A 16,904-nucleotide genomic window follows, 5' to 3' on the forward strand; every position below is an offset into this window, starting at 1 on the left:
CCACGGTTCACTTCGGTCAGCGCGGCATGACCGGCCCCTGAGGCACGAGAAACGGCCGCCGGGGATCCTCCGGCGGCACCCTGCGGGTCGCAAGGGCCGGATCGGGGTCCGGCAGGTACGGGGCGAGGGCCGCGTACACGTCCGCCGCCCGGCTGGGACGGTCCTCGGGGCGCTTGGCGAGCAGTGCGTGCAGCAGGTCCTGCAGAGCGGCCGGGGCATCGACGCCGCGGTCGGCCAGCCGCGGCGGAGACGCGGTGAGGTGCCGGGTCACGAGTTCGGCGGGGCCCTCACAGTGGAACGGAGGGTGTCCGGTGAGCATGTGGTACAGCAGACACCCCACGGCGTACAGGTCGCTGCGGCCGTCCAGCGGCTGTTCGCCGACCAGGAGTTCGGGCGAAGCATAGGTCACGTTGCCGAGCGTTTCACCCGTCATGGTGAGCCGCGGGTCGGTGTCCGAGAGGACCTTCACCAGACCGAAGTCGAGGATCTTCACCAGCCCACTGGTGCTTACCATGACGTTCTGCGGCTTGAGGTCGCGGTGCACGAGGCCGGCCGCATGTGCGGCCGACAGCCCTGAACACAGCTGCGCGGCTGCCGAGGCCGCGACGGGCACGGGCAGGAGCCCTTCGTCGGCGCCGTCGATGACGTTGTCGAGGGTCGTGCCGTCGACGAGCTGCATCACCAGACAGCAGACGTCCTCGGTGACGGCCGCGTCGTACACGGCCGTGATGTTGGCGTGGTCGAGACGAGCGGCAGCCTTGGCCTCCCTCTCGAAGCGCGCCAGGGCGGTGTGGCGCCAGTCGGGGAGAGCCAGAAGATCCGTGGCGACGGTCTTCACCGCGACAGGGCGCTCCAGATACACGTCCGTGCCCTGCCAGACGTGCCCCATCGCCCCTCTGCCCAGCATCCGGTCCAGCCGGTACCTGCTGCGCAGAACCTTGCCTGCGGCGAACTGCTCCACGTTCTCTTCCTTCGATGAGCCCCGGCGGTATGCCAGCGCATGCCGAAAACCTCATGCTCCCAGTTCAAGCAGCATGTTGGTACTCGTCGAGGTTGCCGCCAAGTCGTGGGCGGCACGGTATGTCGAGGTGGGTGATCTGCTCGATGTCACTGATCGGCGTCGGCAAGAGGTGCAGCGGGCGGGCGTTGGCGCATGCCCGAGTGAGGCCTGTCGGAGGCCATCGCCCAGGATCTGATCCTCGCTCCGGTGTTGGCTTCCTGCGAGCGCGGCGACTTCGCTCGGTGGCCTGGCCACATCGCGGTCGACGACACGCCGGCTCCGGACTGGGGTAAAGAGCCGGACTACCAGTAGGCCAGGGCGCCGGAGGAGAGAGAGTTCCGCTACGCCATGATGGCCGCGTTCCCAGGCCATGGGCATGGCGACCTAGCTGGCGCCTACCCGGCGGTCTGCCTCGACAGGATCCTCCACCCCACGGGCACCGAACCCGGCCCGGCCGCCCTGCGCGCCATCCAGCCGGCCTTCGAACGAGGCCTGGTCAAAGACCTGTTCTGCGCCGACCAGGGCATCCAGCCCCGCAAAGCCGGCACGCAGAGCGCCACAACCCAACCCCGTGAGCCCTCCGACCTGCCCCAGGCACGACCGCTTCCGGCCGAACAGGGCGAGCCTCCGCCACGCGAGTGACACACTCCCGCAGCGGTCCACCCGCTGAAAACCCCACATGCCTGCGCCACGGCTACCAGCCGTCGCGCAAGAGTGTCCTGTTTCCGCAGGTGAGAGGCGCAGTACCTGGACCGCCACCGCCTCACCCCCTGGTCGAGCCGATCACGAGGCTCGAGGCCCCAGGAACGACGAAGTACCGGTGAGTCACATGACTCGACCGGTAATTCGTGAACGCTTCGGGACGATCTCGTGAACGTGCCGTCTATGCCCGAGGGGCGAGTTGCCCTCTGCCGATACGGCCATGGTGGCGTAAGGGCGGCTCCAGCTGCAAGTTCTGCCGAAAGACCCCACTCCTACCTCGTGAGCCCTGGACCTGACCCACCCGCCAGCCACCGGGGACCCGGACATCACTATGACTGTCGGTGATGGTGGAGATGGTCCGCTTGGACACCTCGACCACGTGGACCTCGGCCAGCATGGCGACCAGCTGCTCATCGGACACAGGCCCGGGTTGCTGCCCCAAATGAGCACTCTCGACAGGCTCCGCGGCCTCCAACTCCACGGCTGGGTAGGTCACATGACGTCGTCCAATGATCGCCGGATCCGCCGTTAGATTTACACTCCCAAACACTCCGCAGATCAGCCCCTCCCCCTGACGCGAGGCACCCAGGGGTCCTCAGCAGGGATCTGACCTGCGGTAATGAAGTAAGAGTTAGGTAAGTCAAGCCCGTCCGATCTTGAAGAACGTGTGAAGTCGTTGCGAATATTCGTCGACTTTCGTTCTTCATCAAGGAGCGCTTTGCACCTCGCTGGGTCACGTCCGCCGGAGTGGTGTATCGACAGCCACTCGGTGATCTCTTCTTTGAGGCTAGGCGGTGAGTTCGGCTGGTAGGACGGTCTCGTCGGTTTCTGACTCGATCGGGTGGAGGCGGGCCTTGGCGAGCAGGTCGAGTCCCATGTAGCGGCGGGCTTCTGTCCACTCGTCGTTCTGCTCGGCCAGCACCGCGCCGACCAGGCGGATCAGGGCGGTGCGGTCGGGGAAGATGCCGACCACGTCCGTGCGACGCCTGATCTCCTTGTTTCAGTCGTTCCTGCGGGTTGTTCGACCAGATCTGCCGCCAGCTCTCGCGTGGGAACGCGGTGAACGCCAGCACGTCGCCCTGAGCGGCGTCCAAGTGGGCCGCTGCCTTGGGGAACTTGGCCTCCAGGGCGTCCAGGACGTGCCGCATCTGAGCCTGGACTGCGTCAGTGTCGGGTTGTTCGAAGATGGTCCGCAGCAGCGTGGCCACCCACGGCTGGGCCGACTTGGGCACCTGGCTCAGCAACGCGCGGGCGTAGTGAGTGCGGCAACGCTGCCAGCTCGCACCGGGCAGGGTGGCGCCGATCGCGTTGACCAGACCCATGTGCGCGTCGGAAATGACCAGCTGGACGCCGGCCAGGCCGCGGGCGATCAAAGAGCGCAGGAAGGCGAGCCAGCCGGCGCCGTCCTCGGCGGTGGCCACGTCCAGGCCGAGGATCTCGCGGTGCCCGTCGGCGTTGACGCCGACCGCGATCAGCGCGTGAACGTTGATGATGCGACCGCCCTCGCGGACCTTCTGCGTGAGCGCGTCCACCCAGACGAACGCGTAGGGGCCGGCGTCCAGGGGCCGGTTGCGGAACGCGGCGACCTGCTCGTCCAGGTGCTTGGCCATCGCGCTGACCTGGGACTTCGACAGCTGGGTCACCCCGAGGGACTCGGCGAGCTTCTCGACCCTGCGCGTGCTCACGCCCAGCAGATAGGCAGTGGCCACCACCGAGATCAGGGCCTGCTCGGCCCGCCGGCGGCGCTCCAACAGCCAGTGCGGGAAGTAACTCCCGGACCTGAGCTTGGGAATGGCCAGCTCGATCGTGCCCGCCCTCGTGTCCCACTCGCGCGGGCGATAGCCGTTGCGGTGGTTGACTCGCTCGTCGCTGACCTGCCCGTATTCGGCATTGCAGAGGGCATCGGCCTCCACGGACATGAGCGCGTCGGCGAACGACTTGACCATCGCGCGCAGCAGATCGGGACTCGCCGCGGCGAGGTTGTCCTCGGCGAGGGCGTGCAGGGGCAGACTGTCGGGTGCGGTCATCGTGCTGATCTCCTTCGTGACTCGACATCTCGAAGATCAGCCGGTGGCCGTTCGTCTATGCGGGCCTCATCCCAACGCCGGAGCAAACCCCCGGATCAGGTCGAACCCGTACACCATCTCCATGGACGCAACCCCTCGCTGGACGCCTGAGACGGACCGCCGTGATTGCGGCCGCCACTCTCACGCTCGACATGATGCTCGCGGGCGGTGTGGGTGCGGTGGCTACGGCTACTCCCCTCATGTCGCAGAGCAGTGAACAGACGGACCTCACGACCGGTGACGCGGCATCAGCCTTGTCCAAGGCTGCCGACACCGGTGAACCGGTCCACATCGAGGGCCTGGACGACGAGTACTCGACCACATTCGCCAACCCGGACGGTACGCTCACCACTCAGATATCGGAGGGCCAGCAGCGTGTCGCCAACTCCGCCGGCACCTACAGCGCTGTCGATCTGACGCTCAAGCACTCCACCACCGGCTGGGTTCCGCGGAAGTCGCCGGTCCGGCTGCGCATTTCGGGTGGCGGTTCTCGGACCGCCGCCACCATGACCCAGAGCGACGGCTCGGAGGTCGGTGTCGGGTGGCCCTCGAAGCTGCCCGCGCCCAAGGTCCGCGGCGGTGTCGCGACGTTCCGAGTCACCGCTACCGAACGACTGGTCGTGTCGACCACGGCCACCGGGTTCACCGCGCATGTCGTGCTCACCAAGCGTCCGACGAAGAGGGTCTCCCTCACACTTCCGCTCGTCCTCGGCGACGGTCTCAAGGCCCACCAGGGCACCGACGGCGCGATCACTCTGCGGAGCAGGGCGCTGGGTGCCACCGTCGCATCGGCCCACCAGTTCACGATGTGGGACTCCGCGCACGGTGCTGAGCATCTTCCCGATACCGAGCGCAAGGTGGCCACTACCCTGACCAAGGCGCCGGACGGCACGCCTCGGATGCAGTTGCGCCCTTCGATGAGGTTTCTGGACAGCCCGCACACGGTCTACCCGGTGACGATCGACCCGGACATCTCCTCGCTCAGCCGCAACGGCGACACCTATGTCTACACGGGCAGCACCACGCCTGAGGTCAGCAACTACCGTCTGATGGTCGGTACGTTCGATGGCGGCACCACCAACTACCGCTCGTACCTGAACTGGAAGCTCGATGCCATTCAGGGCAAGCACGTGGTCAGCGCCAACCTGAAGCTGTACCAGTACGACGCCAACACCTGTACGCCCCAGCCGATGTCGATCCACCCACTGAACGGGAACGCCTCGGGCTCGACGGTGTGGTCCAACAAACCGGCGGCCGACTACGCGGGCTCATGGTGGATCAGTGACAGCTTCAACCATGGTGACGAGACCGATGGCTGCAGCAACGGCTCCGAGACGATCGACATCACCAAGATCATCAAGGGGTGGGTGGACGGTACCCACGACCAGCACGGCATCCAGTTGAACAACGCCGATGGTGACTTCACCTATGGCAAGCGCTTCTGCTCGATGAACCCGGATTCGTCGCACACCTCCTGCTACACCGCCACCCGTGAGCCCACCCTCGCCGTCACCTACAACACCCTGCCCGCCAAGCCGTCGGGCCTGCAGGCCACACCGGGCAGCACTTCAGGCAGCGCCTCGTACGTCACCTCCACCGCCCCGGCGCTATCCGCTCTGGTCAGTGACGCCGACTCCAACAGCCTCACACCCCAGTTCTCTGTCGCCAACAGCAGCGGCACAGTCCTGACCACCGGCTCCGCGACCTCCGTCGCCGCCGGTTCGAAGGCGACCTGGAGCGTTCCCACCGGCGTGCTCTCGGACAAGACGACGTACAAATTCCGCGTCCGCGGTTACGACGGCACGGACTACTCGGACTGGTCGGGCTGGCTGAGCTTCGCCGTGGACACGTCCAAGGCGCCCAAGCCTGCCGCAGACCTGCCGACAGCACCTCAAAGCGGCGCCACTCAAACCCTCACTCCGATCTTGTCCGGCGTGGTCTCGGCCCCGTCCGGAAACCTGGTCCAGGCCGACTTCCTGTTGTACGACAGCGCTGGCGTGGCGCTCGGCGGAGCACCTCTGGCAACGGTCGGAGCGGACAACGGGGCCCGTGCAGCCGTCCAGGTCCCAGTCGGCCTGCTCAGCGACGGAGCCACCTACACCTGGAAGATGCGGGCCTGCTCCAACAACCTCTGTTCCGGCTACACCGCCCTGCAGACCTTCACCGTCCACCTTCCTCAGTCGACGACGGCGCCGACCACGACCACCAAGGTCATCAGCGGCTCTGCTCTCACACAGGCAACCGTGGACACCGGAGCGAGCGACTGCTCCGGCGCCCCGTGTACCGGCTCCGCAGCAGCCACTTTGAAGGTCGGTGCCTCAGGCAGCACGCACTGGCGCAGCTACATCCGTCCGGACCTGTCCGCGCTTCCCGCCGGTGCGCAGATCACCTCGGCGACCCTCAGCATGGGCACCGCCGGGTGCCTGGGCAGTTGCGAAGCGCACGATGTCGAAGTCCACCCGCTCAACGCCGATTGGTCCAGCACCGGCACCGGCACCGACCTGGTCACAGCGGCCAGCGGCGACACGCTCGACTTGAGTGCCGCCGACCCGGCCGCGCTCGACGTCACCTCCGCCGTACAGCTGTGGCTCGACGGATCGAACCCAAACCAGGGGCTCGCCATCCAAGCCGCAGACGAGGGTTCTGAAACCACGACGGGCACCACCTACCCGGCCTCGGGCACCAACCTCACGGTCACTTACATCGCCCCGGGCGCCCCCGACACACCCACGGCTGTGACCGTGACACCTACCGCAAGCGGCCTTCTGGTGAACTGGAACGCGCCCGAGAACACCGGCTACTCAGGCGACATCAGTTCCTACCAGGTCACCGCCTACGCCGCCGGCACCACACAAGCCGCACAGGTCGAGGTCGACGCCGCAACCGGCGGCACCACGGCTGTACTCACCGGACTCACCAACGGCACCGGATACAGCGTCACGGTAACTGCGACCACCGGCAACGGCACCAGCGCGGCGGCAACGTCCACGTTGACGAAGCCCGCGGCAACCCACAGCAAGAGCACCACCGCGTACCAGTCGATCGTCCAACAGTATCTCGACGCCTGCAACGGCCTGCTGACCGGCACCTATGCGAGTGCGGACGCGGCCGTGTCGGCCAAGGCCGACGGAACCTCCTTCAGTGCCCAGCTGCACACCGAAGAGGACGACCTGCTCGCCGAGAGGGCCCACGACGCGGGCGACGGGCTCGGTTACTCCTCCATCACCGCCACCCTGTCCAGCACCGCCGCCGGTCCCCTGAGCGGCAGCTCGGATCTGGTCTACACGCACCACACGGGTACAGCCACCATGACCGACGGTAGCGCCCAGGACGAGGAGAATGCCTTCGAGGTCTACACCTTCGACACCACAGGAGCGGTACCTGTCCTCTCCCAGATCCTGTCAGCGGAAGATTTCCTGACCAGCCTGTCCACCTCCGGCAACGCCGCGGCGCAGGTCGCTCTCGACAACGACACCACCGACGCCACGGCGCCCGCCATGGACGCCTTCTACACCGACGGGGACCCACTCCCGACAGGAACCGCGTCGTCCACCACCAGCTACGCGTCCTTCACCCGCAACGGCGTCGCCAACTGGGCGTCCAAGCACTACAACGACAAGGACGAACTCAGAACCGACTGCACCAACTTCGCCTCCAGGGCTCTAAACAAGGGCGGCGGCGCGCACATGGAGTACGGTTCGATCGTCGACGTCAGACGCAGCCCGTGGCAATGGTGGCGCAAGTCGAAGTCGGACATGACCTACTCCTGGTCCGCTGCGAACAACTTCGCCCATTTCATGGCCAACGAGGACAGCGTCACCTGGGTCCGCAAGATCAGCGACATCGTGCCTGGCGACATCATGCTGCTGGACTACGCGGGCACGAGTTCCAACCTCGACCACGCGGGCGTGATCTACTACGCCGGTTCCACGACCGGCTCCGTGCTGGTCTACCAGCACTCCAGCAAGTACAGGAAGACAACCCTTTCCGCGATCATGAAGCGCCGCAAGGGCGTCACGGTCTACATCGCCCACATCACTCCGCACTGGTACTGAGGTGAAGATGAAACGCAGCTATGTGCTGTGGGCCTCGCTGGCCCTGGTTGTCCTGCTGGCCGCAGGCACAGCCGCCTGGGGCGCGCCGCGCGACCAGTGGGACTACCGCCAGGCGAGCCGGGCGGGGTTGCCCGCGGTGACCTTCACCGGCGACAAGACCGCCCCCGACACACTCAAGCTCTACATGCAACTCTTCATAGAGCGAGTGCGTGACGGTGACACGGACGGCCTGGAGGATCTGTCCAGGCACTCCTGGTTCGCCCGCCGCAGCGAGGCAGCCGGCGCCCGCTGGTTCATCCGCAGCTACGGCAGGGGCGCCGCAGGACCGGTCTCGATCAACATGACCGAAGAGGATCCCTACGACGTCCGAGGCGGCACGATCTACTTCCGCCGCACCGGACAGCAGCAGAACTTCACCGTCTTCAAGCAGAACGGCCTGTGGCTGTTCGCCATCTCCCCGGACTGGAACAAGCCACCGAACTCGTCCGGCAGACAGCCGCTGAAGGTCTGACATGAAGGACACTGCTATGAGGGCAGGAACTCGTCCCGACCCTCACAGCGGTGTCGGTGCGGGCCGGTCGGAGGAGACCGAGCCGTTGCGCCAGGGCTCTGTCGTTCTCGTCATCGGTCCGACGTGGCCGGTATGGGGCTGATGCCCGAACTGCCCTGGCAGCGCCGCCCTCGCGCCAACGAACTCCTCCAGGCCTCCCGCAACCCCCACCGCGCATTCCACGCCGTCGTGACCGGCGAACCGCAGCGCACCTTCTACGGCAACCAGTTCGGCAACACCGTCCTCGTCTTCGTCCACTTCCGCATCCCCCTGTGGGTCCCGGAGATCGGCGGCCCGAGCGACCCGGACAACGAGGCCCACGACCTCGTCATGTCCGTCTTCGGCGGCATGAGCAAGGGCGAACGCAACCGCATCAAGATCCGTGTCCGGACCGCCATGAGCTCCCAGGCCCAGCCCCAAGACCGCCACCTCGGCGAACGCCCCCCGTACGGGATTTGATCGGCGACGCGGGACCGCACCCGAACCCGGCCAAGGCCGCGACGGAACAGCGGATCCACCGCCTGGAACCCGACCCCGCCGCAGCCCCCATCGTGGCCCGGATCTTCCAGATGTACGTCGACGGCACGAGCGACAAGACCATCGCCGCCCAGCTCACCCCGGAAGGCACCCCCCTGCCCCTCCGCCCACGACGCAACCCGCAACCCCACCGGAAGAAGACCGCATGGCAGGCCGGTGCCGCCAGAGCGATCCTCATCAACCCCCGCTGCCCGGCCACGAGATCTGGAACAAGCAGCGCAAGGAGGAGCAACAGTCCCTCCACCCCGGCCTGGACCGCCCCCGGACCGTCTACCTCCGGGAGGACGTTGTCTGCCGGGCTCTGGACCGATGGATCGCAAAAGCCTTCGCCCCCGACCGGCTCGCCGCCACCCTCACCGCCCTCGCCCACGCCCGCTCGGCAGCGAACGCTGCCGAGCCGCTCACACCGCAGCAGGCACAGGCCCGCACAACGGTCAAGGAGTACGAGCGGCGTCTCGCCCGCTACCGGGCCGCCCTCGAAGCCGGCGCCGACCCCCGCCATCGTCACTCAAAGGATCAACGAGGCGCAGACGGACAAGGAGACAGCACGCAAGGGGCAAGCCACGTCACCTGCCGCCACTCCAAAGAGGGAAACTCCCCCCAGCGCCGACCAGATCCTGGAGATCACTGAGAGATTCGGAGACATCGCACAACGCGTGCAGGCAACCGACGCAGAGAAGAAGAGCCCGCTCTACGAAGCCCTCGGGATCACGATCAGTTACGAATACGCAAGTAGGGCCGCAACCGTTAGGTCGAGGTCCTCATCCGCGTATCGCTAAAGCCAGTAGCGAGTGTCCGAGGGGGGACTTGAACCCCCACGCCCGATAAAGGGCACTAGCACCTCAAGCTAGCGCGTCTGCCATTCCGCCACCCGGACTAGGTGTCTGTCGCGCGACCGGGGGTGTGCCCCGCGGCGACATGGACAACAATACCAAGCTTTCGGAGTGCCTTTCACCTGCGTTTCCGTCGGCTCCGATGCAGGTGGGGGGGCGGGTCACGGCGCGTGGTCGGGCCGTCACCGGGCGGGCGGAAGCGGTGCCCGGCGGCCCGCCGCACCTCCTCGACTCGGCCCCGTCACACCCGGCGTGACCGGTCCGCACCGGTCACGCCCTGTGGCCGCCGGTGCGACGATGTTGCGCCTCCCGTCCCGCGGGCCGCCGCCTGCCGCGGCCGCTCGCCGAGCACTCGGACGTCCGGACGTCCGGAGGTGGCGGGCCGCGGCCGCGGCGCCCCCCTGGGGTCCGGCACCGGGCGCGCCCGGGTACCCGGGCGCGCCGTGGCGTGAGGGTTGCGTGCGGTCAGGGCATCAGCTGGTACTCCGGGAAGTTCCCCGGCAACCGCTCCCCCGCCGGCCCCCGGGTCACCGCCCGCACCAGCAGTTCCCCGCCGACGAAGGCGCCCCGCCAGGACGCGCCGAAGCCGCCGAAGAGCTCGTCGCGGTCGCCGCGGGAGCGTGGCGTGCCGTGGCCGACCTTGAACGCGCGGATCTGCGGGGCCAGGCGCGCGAAGGTGGCCTCGTCGTCGGTGGAGAGCGTGGCGACCAGCGCGCCGTTGGAGGCGTTCATGGCGGCCAGGAGTTCGGCCTCGGTGTCGACCAGGACGATCGTGTCGACCGGGCCGAAGGGTTCCGCGTGGTGGAGGGGTGAGGAGGGGGGCGGGTTGAGGAGGGTGACCGGGTGGACGTACGACGACGTGTCCTGGCCGGGCAGGAAGCGGGCGTCGGCCGGGCTGCCGCGGTGCAGTGGGACGGCGCCGCGGTCGACGGCCTCGGCCACCTGGTCGGTCAGGTCCTTGGCCTTGGCCGCGTTGATCACCGGCCCGAAGTCCAGGTCGGGCGGTGCGTCGGTCGCATCGGCCACCGCGAGGGGGTGGCCGATGCGGAGCCGGCGTACCGCCGGAAGATAGGCCGTGAGGAACTCGTCGAACAGCTCGCGCTGGACGACGAAGCGCGGGTAGGCGGTGCAGCGCTGCTTGCCGTAGTCGAAGAGCTTGGGGACGACGGCCGTGAACGCGGCCCAGTCGGTGAAGTTCCAGATGCCCCAGGTGTTGAGTCCCTCCTGTTCGAGTACGTGCCGCTTGCCGAGGTCGGTGACGGCCGTGGCCACCGCCGCGCCGGTGTCCCGGCCGCCGACGAAGGAGACGCAGCCGATCTCGGGCGCCCGTACCAGCGCCTGCGACAGCTCGCGCCCGCTGCCGCTGAGCAGCGTCACCGGCAGGCCCTCCCGGGCGGCCAGTGCACTGGCCAGGGTGAGGCAGGCGACCCCGCCGTCGGTCGGGGTCTTCGCCACCACCGCGTTGCCCGCCAGGGCCTGGACCAGTACCGCGTGGACGAGCACGCTCATCGGGTAGTTCCAGCTGGCGATGTTGGACACCGGCCCGTCCAGCGGGGCCCGCCCGGCGAGCATCGTCTCGATGCCGTCGACGTACCAGCGCACCCCGTCGATCGCCCGGTCGACGTCCGCCTGGGCCAGCCGCCAGGGCTTGCCGATCTCCCAGACGAGCAGCAGGGCGAGGAGCTCGCGGTGTTCGGTGAGGGCGTCCAGGGTGGCGGCCACCCTGGCCCGGCGTTCCTCCAGCGGGACGTACCGCCACGCGCGGTGCTGGTCGAGGCAGGCGCGGACGGCCCGGTGCGCGGTGGCGTGGTCGAGGCGGGGGGCGCCGGCGATCGGGCTGCCGTCGACGGGGCTGGTCGCGGGGAGCGGGCGGCCGTCGGGCTGCCAGCCGCCCGCCCAGAGGTTGAGGACGCGGTCGTCCCGGAAGGCCTCGGGGGCGAGGGCGAGGCAGCGCGCCCAGGCGTCGTCCCAGCCGGTGCCGGGCTTGCGGACGAGGACCATGGTCAACCCCCCGCTTTCAGGAGTTCGAGCACCAGCCGGGCGGTCCCGGTCGGCGTGCTTCCCACCCGTACTCCGACCGCTTCCAGCGCCGCCTGCTTGGCCCGGGCGGTACCGGCCGAACCGGAGACGATGGCGCCCGCGTGGCCCATGGTGCGGCCCTCGGGTGCGGTGAACCCGGCGATGTAGCCGACGACCGGCTTGGTGACGTGCTCCCGGATGTAGGCGGCGGCCCGCTCCTCCGCGTCGCCGCCGATCTCCCCGATGAGGACGACGAGTTCGGTGTCGGGGTCCTCCTGGAAGGCGGCCAGGCAGTCGATGTGGCTGGTCCCGACGACCGGGTCGCCGCCGATGCCCACGCAGGTGGAGAAGCCGACGTCCCGCAGCTCGTACATGAGCTGGTAGGTCAGGGTGCCCGACTTGGAGACGAGGCCGATGCGGCCGGGTTTGGTGATGTCGGCGGGGATGATGCCCGCGTTGGACTGGCCGGGGGTGATCAGGCCCGGGCAGTTGGGGCCGATGATCCGGGTGCCCTTGGCCCGCGCGTAGGAGGTGAAGGCGACCGAGTCGTGGACCGGGATGCCCTCGGTGATCACCACCGCCAGGCCGATGCCGGCGTCGGCCGCCTCCAGCACCGCGGCCTTGGCGAAGGCGGGCGGCACGAAGACGACGGTGACGTCTGCGCCGGTCGCCGCCATGCCCTCGGCGACCGTGCCGAAGACCGGGACCGCGCGATCGTCGAAGTCGACGCTCTGCCCGGCCTTGCGCGGGTTGACCCCGCCGACGACGTCGGTTCCCGCGGCGAGCATCCGGCGGGTGTGCTTCATGCCCTCGCCGCCGGTCATGCCCTGGACGAGGACCTTGCTCTCCTTGGTGAGGTAGATCGCCATGGCAGGACTCCTCAGGCGGTGGTGGCGAGTTCGGCGGCACGGCGGGCGGCGCCGTCCATGGTGGTGGCCTGTTCGACCAGGGGGTGCGCGCGGCCGTCGAGGATCGCCCGGCCGCGGGCCGCGTTGTTGCCGTCGAGGCGGACCACCAGCGGCTTGGTCAGCCGGACGGTATCCAGGGCCCGGACGATGCCGTCGGCGACCGCGTCGCACGCCGTGATCCCGCCGAAGACGTTGACGAAGACCGACTTCACGGACGGGTCGGACAGGATGACCGAGAGTCCGTCGGCCATGATCTGGGCGGAGGCCCCGCCGCCGATGTCCAGGAAGTTGGCGGGCCGCGCGCCGCAGCCGGCCACCACGTCCAGGGTGGACATGACCAGGCCGGCGCCGTTGCCGATGATGCCGACCTCGCCGTCGAGCTTGACGTAGTTGAGTCCCTTCGCGGCGGCGGCCGCCTCCAGCGGGTCGTGGTGCTCGCCCTCCTCCGCGCCCCAGCGGAGCTGCCGGAAGCGGGCGTTGTCGTCAAGGGTGACCTTGCCGTCGAGGGCCAGGATCCGGCCCTCCTCGGTGCGCACGAGCGGGTTCACCTCGACGAGCACCGCGTCCTCGCGGACCAGTACCTGCCAGAGCCGTACCAGGACGTCGACGGTCTGCGGCGGCAGTCCGGCGGCTGCGGCGATCTCCTGGGCCCTGGCGGAGGTGACGCCGACCGCGGGGTCGATGCGGACCCGGGCCACCGCCTCGGGCCGGCTCGCGGCCACCTCCTCGATCTCCATGCCGCCTTCGGCGGAGGCGATCGCGAGGAAGCCGCCGGCCGCCCGGTCGAGGACGTAGGAGACGTAGAACTCGCTGTCGATGTCGACGGGCTGGGCCAGCATCACCTTGCCCACCGTGTGCCCCTTGATGTCCATGCCGAGGATCTGACGTGCCGTGAGTTCCGCCGCGGCCGGGTCGGCGGCGAGCTTCACCCCGCCCGCCTTGCCCCGGCCACCGGTCTTGACCTGCGCCTTCACGACGACCCTGCCGCCGAGCCTGCGGGCGATCTCCCGGGCCTCCTTGGGCGAGTCGGTGACCTCGGCCCTCGGCACCACGATGCCGTGATCTTCGAAGAGTTCCCTTGCCTGGTGTTCGTACAGGTCCATTCCGGCTCCTGTCTGCGAAGTCCGTCGAGAAGTCATCGAGAGGCCGAAGGAGGCTGAACTCCGATGACCGAAAAGTGCCGCACACCCCCTGGACACCACCCACCGGATGCGGGATAACAAGGTTCATACAGTATTCGTCGACTGTATGCAATGTACCGCGAGAGCGTTCCAACCCCCTACGAAGGGACAGGACTTCGCCATGCCCGACGACACCCAGGACGTGATTTCCGGTGGTCATCTCGTTGCCAAGGCGCTGAAGGCCGAGGGGGTCGACCGCATCTACACCCTGTGCGGCGGCCACATCATCGACATCTACGACGGCTGCGTCGACGAGGGCATAGAAGTCGTCGACGTCCGCCACGAGCAGGTGGCCGCACACGCCGCCGACGGCTACGCGCGCCTCACCGGCAGGCCCGGCTGCGCGGTCGTCACGGCCGGTCCCGGTACGACCGACGCCGTCACCGGGGTCGCCAACGCCTTCCGCGCGGAGTCCCCGATGCTGCTGATCGGCGGCCAGGGGGCGCTCACCCAGCACAAGATGGGGTCCCTGCAGGACCTGCCGCACGTCGACATGATGACGCCGATCACCAAGTTCGCGGCGACCGTCCCGGACACCGCCCGCGCCGCCGACATGGTCTCCATGGCGTTCCGCGAGTGCTACCACGGCGCCCCGGGCCCCTCCTTCCTGGAGATACCCCGCGACGTCCTCGACGCCAAGGTCCCCGCGGAGAAGGCGCGGGTGCCCAGGTCGGGCGCCTACCGCGCCTCGACCCGCTCGGCCGGCGACCCCGAGGCGATCGAGAAGCTCGCCGACCTGCTCGTGCACGCCGAGAAGCCGGCCATCCTGCTCGGCAGCCAGGTCTGGACGACCCGCGGCACCGCGGACGCCATCGAGCTGGTGCGGACCCTCAACATCCCGGCGTACATGAACGGCGCGGGCCGCGGGACCCTGCCGCCCGGCGACCCGCACCACTTCCAGCTCTCCCGCCGGTACGCGTTCTCCAACGCCGACGTCATCGTGATCGTCGGCACCCCCTTCGACTTCCGCATGGGCTACGGCAAGCGCCTCTCCCCCACCGCGACCGTCGTCCAGATCGACCTCGACTACCGCACGGTCGGCAAGAACCGGGACATCGACCTCGGGATCGTCGGCGACGCGGGCCTGGTCCTGAAGTCGGTGACCGAGGCGGCCTCCGGGCGTGTCAACGGGGGTGCCTCCAGGCGGAAGGAGTGGCTCGACGAGCTGCGCGCCGCGGAGCAGACCGCGCTGGAGAAGCGGCTGCCGAGCCTGCGGTCGGACGCCTCGCCCATCCACCCGTACCGCCTGGTCAGCGAGATCAACGACTTCCTGACCGAGGACTCGATCTACATCGGCGACGGCGGCGACATCGTCACCTTCTCCGGGCAGGTCGTGCAGCCCAAGTCGCCGGGCCACTGGATGGACCCGGGCCCGCTCGGCACCCTCGGCGTCGGCGTCCCCTTCGTGCTCGCCGCCAAGCAGGCCCGCCCCGACAAGGAGGTGGTCGCCCTCTTCGGTGACGGCGCCTTCTCGCTCACCGGCTGGGACTTCGAGACCCTGGTCCGCTACGACCTCCCGTTCGTCGGCATCGTCGGCAACAACTCCTCGATGAACCAGATTCGTTACGGCCAGGCCGCCAAGTACGGCATCGAGCGCGAGCGGGTCGGTAACACCCTCGGGGACGTCCACTACGACAAGTTCGCCCAGATGCTGGGCGGTTACGGCGAGGAGGTCCGCGACCCGGCGGACATCGGCCCCGCCCTGCGCCGGGCCCGTGAGTCCGGCAAGCCGTCGCTGATCAACGTCTGGGTCGACCCGGACGCGTACGCCCCTGGAACCATGAACCAGACCATGTACAAGTGAGGTGGAACGCCCATGACCGCCAAGGCACTTGAGGGCATTCGCGTCCTCGACATGACCCACGTCCAGTCGGGCCCCTCCGCCACCCAGCTGCTCGCCTGGCTCGGCGCGGACGTCGTCAAGCTGGAGGCGCCGACCGGTGACATCACGCGCAAGCAGCTGCGCGACCTCCCGGACGTCGACTCCCTCTACTTCACGATGCTCAACTGCAACAAGCGGAGCATCACCCTCAACACCAAGACCGAGCGCGGCAAGGAGATCCTGACCGAGCTGATCCGGCGCTCCGATGTGATGGTGGAGAACTTCGGTCCCGGCGCGGTCGACCGGATGGGGTTCACCTGGGACCGCATCAAGGAGATCAACCCGCGGATCGTGTACGCCTCCATCAAGGGGTTCGGGGACGGCCCGTACACCAACTTCAAGGCGTACGAGGTGGTCGCCCAGGCGATGGGCGGGTCGATGGCCACCACCGGCTTCGAGGACGGCCCGCCGCTGGCCACGGGCGCGCAGATCGGTGACTCGGGCACCGGAGTGCACACCGTGGCCGGAATACTGGCGGCACTCTTCCAGCGCGAGCACACCGGCCGCGGCCAGCGCGTCAACGTCGCCATGCAGCACGCCGTGCTCAACCTCTGCCGGGTCAAGCTCCGCGACCAGCAGCGGCTCGCGCGCGGCCGGCTCGCCGAGTACCCGAACGAGGACTTCGGCGACGAGGTGCCGCGCTCCGGCAACGCCTCCGGCGGCGGCCAGCCCGGCTGGGCGGTCAAGTGCGCGCCGGGCGGCCCCAACGACTACGTGTACGTCATCGTGCAGCCCGTCGGCTGGCAGCCGATCACCCGGCTGATCGGCCGGCCGGAGCTCGCCGACGACCCCGAGTGGGCGACCCCGGAGTCCCGGCTGCCCAAGCTCAACAAGATGTTCCAGCTGATCGAGGAGTGGTCCTCGACGCTCCCCAAGTGGGAGGTGCTGGAGCAGCTCAACGCCCACAACATCCCGTGCGGGCCGATCCTCTCCACCAAGGAGATCATCGAGGACGAGTCGCTGGTCGCCAACGAGATGGTGGTCACCGTCCCGCACCCCGAGCGCGGCGAGTTCGTCACCGTCGGCAGCCCGCTCAAGCTCTCCGACTCCCCCGTCGACGTCACCAGCTCGCCGCTGCTCGGCGAGCACAACGAAGCGGTCTACATCGGCGAACTCGGCCTCGGCGACGAAGAGTTGCGCCTGCTCAAGTCGAACGGAGTGATCTGACGTG

At 68.6% G+C, this 16,904-nt stretch carries 10 protein-coding genes, 1 tRNA gene and 1 pseudogene; 6 read left to right on the plus strand and 6 right to left on the minus strand.

What is annotated here, in order from left to right; all coding sequences use genetic code 11:
- Positions 1-16: 16 nt before the first annotated feature.
- Together ACFY0K_RS20325 and ACFY0K_RS20330 are read right to left on the minus strand one after the other, a co-directional pair.
- Complete coding sequence (locus tag ACFY0K_RS20325; protein ID WP_390641007.1) at positions 17-961, minus strand: serine/threonine-protein kinase; 945 nt, start codon at positions 959-961, stop codon at positions 17-19.
- A gap of 1,528 nt (positions 962-2,489) precedes the next feature.
- A pseudogene (locus ACFY0K_RS20330) lies at positions 2,490-3,729 on the minus strand (IS256 family transposase).
- 239 nt (positions 3,730-3,968) lie between these two features.
- Here ACFY0K_RS20330 and ACFY0K_RS20335 point away from each other — a divergent pair.
- The 4 genes from ACFY0K_RS20335 (at position 3,969) to ACFY0K_RS20350 (ending at position 9,689) form a co-directional block, all read left to right on the plus strand.
- Positions 3,969-7,823 carry a DNRLRE domain-containing protein gene (locus ACFY0K_RS20335; RefSeq protein WP_390641008.1) on the plus strand — a complete coding sequence of 1,285 codons (3,855 nt, stop codon included), beginning with the start codon at positions 3,969-3,971 and terminating at the stop codon, positions 7,821-7,823.
- Positions 7,824-7,830: 7 nt separating this feature from the next.
- Positions 7,831-8,334, plus strand: a complete 504-nt coding sequence (locus ACFY0K_RS20340; RefSeq protein WP_390641009.1) for a hypothetical protein — start codon at positions 7,831-7,833, stop codon at positions 8,332-8,334.
- Positions 8,335-8,457: 123 nt separating this feature from the next.
- The gene (locus ACFY0K_RS20345; RefSeq protein WP_390641010.1) at positions 8,458-8,832 is read left to right on the plus strand and encodes a hypothetical protein; all 375 of its coding nucleotides are present in this window, start codon (positions 8,458-8,460) and stop codon (positions 8,830-8,832) included.
- 110 nt (positions 8,833-8,942) lie between these two features.
- A complete protein-coding gene (locus ACFY0K_RS20350) occupies positions 8,943-9,689 on the plus strand; it encodes a hypothetical protein (RefSeq protein WP_390641372.1) in 747 nt (248 codons plus the stop codon).
- 13 nt (positions 9,690-9,702) lie between these two features.
- Here ACFY0K_RS20350 and ACFY0K_RS20355 read toward each other — a convergent pair.
- The 4 genes from ACFY0K_RS20355 to sucC form a co-directional block, all read right to left on the minus strand.
- A tRNA-Leu gene (locus tag ACFY0K_RS20355) sits at positions 9,703-9,787 on the minus strand.
- Between the two features lie 421 nt (positions 9,788-10,208).
- Positions 10,209-11,744 (minus strand): aldehyde dehydrogenase family protein, encoded by a 1,536-nt coding sequence (locus tag ACFY0K_RS20360; RefSeq protein WP_390641011.1) that lies wholly within the window; start codon positions 11,742-11,744, stop codon positions 10,209-10,211.
- 2 nt (positions 11,745-11,746) lie between these two features.
- Entirely contained in the window at positions 11,747-12,631 is an 885-nt protein-coding gene (gene sucD / locus ACFY0K_RS20365) for a succinate--CoA ligase subunit alpha (protein WP_390641012.1), read from the minus strand.
- An 11-nt stretch (positions 12,632-12,642) separates the two neighbouring features.
- Complete coding sequence (gene sucC, locus ACFY0K_RS20370) at positions 12,643-13,773, minus strand: ADP-forming succinate--CoA ligase subunit beta (protein ID WP_390641013.1); 1,131 nt, start codon at positions 13,771-13,773, stop codon at positions 12,643-12,645.
- A 199-nt stretch (positions 13,774-13,972) separates the two neighbouring features.
- On the opposite strand from sucC, the gene ACFY0K_RS20375 reads away from it, so the two are divergent.
- Both ACFY0K_RS20375 and frc read left to right on the plus strand, forming a co-directional pair.
- The gene (locus ACFY0K_RS20375; protein WP_390641014.1) at positions 13,973-15,655 is read left to right on the plus strand and encodes a thiamine pyrophosphate-binding protein; all 1,683 of its coding nucleotides are present in this window, start codon (positions 13,973-13,975) and stop codon (positions 15,653-15,655) included.
- 12 nt (positions 15,656-15,667) lie between these two features.
- Entirely contained in the window at positions 15,668-16,900 is a 1,233-nt protein-coding gene (frc, locus tag ACFY0K_RS20380; RefSeq protein ID WP_390641015.1) for a formyl-CoA transferase, read from the plus strand.
- The last annotated feature ends 4 nt before the right edge of the window (positions 16,901-16,904 follow it).

This window comes from Streptomyces sp. NPDC001507 (genome assembly GCF_042894765.1).
Taxonomy (GTDB): Bacteria; Actinomycetota; Actinomycetes; order Streptomycetales; family Streptomycetaceae; genus Streptomyces.

Coding starts and splice junctions, on each gene's coding strand:
- ACFY0K_RS20340 (WP_390641009.1), top strand. CDS start 7,831: ATGAAACGCAGCTATGTGCTGTGGGCCTCGCTGGCCCTGGTTGTCCTG.
- ACFY0K_RS20335 (WP_390641008.1), top strand. CDS start 3,969: ATGTCGCAGAGCAGTGAACAGACGGACCTCACGACCGGTGACGCGGCA.
- ACFY0K_RS20360 (WP_390641011.1), bottom strand. CDS start 11,744: ATGGTCCTCGTCCGCAAGCCCGGCACCGGCTGGGACGACGCCTGGGCG.
- sucC (WP_390641013.1), bottom strand. CDS start 13,773: ATGGACCTGTACGAACACCAGGCAAGGGAACTCTTCGAAGATCACGGC.
- sucD (WP_390641012.1), bottom strand. CDS start 12,631: ATGGCGATCTACCTCACCAAGGAGAGCAAGGTCCTCGTCCAGGGCATG.
- frc (WP_390641015.1), top strand. CDS start 15,668: ATGACCGCCAAGGCACTTGAGGGCATTCGCGTCCTCGACATGACCCAC.
- ACFY0K_RS20350 (WP_390641372.1), top strand. CDS start 8,943: ATGTACGTCGACGGCACGAGCGACAAGACCATCGCCGCCCAGCTCACC.
- ACFY0K_RS20375 (WP_390641014.1), top strand. CDS start 13,973: ATGCCCGACGACACCCAGGACGTGATTTCCGGTGGTCATCTCGTTGCC.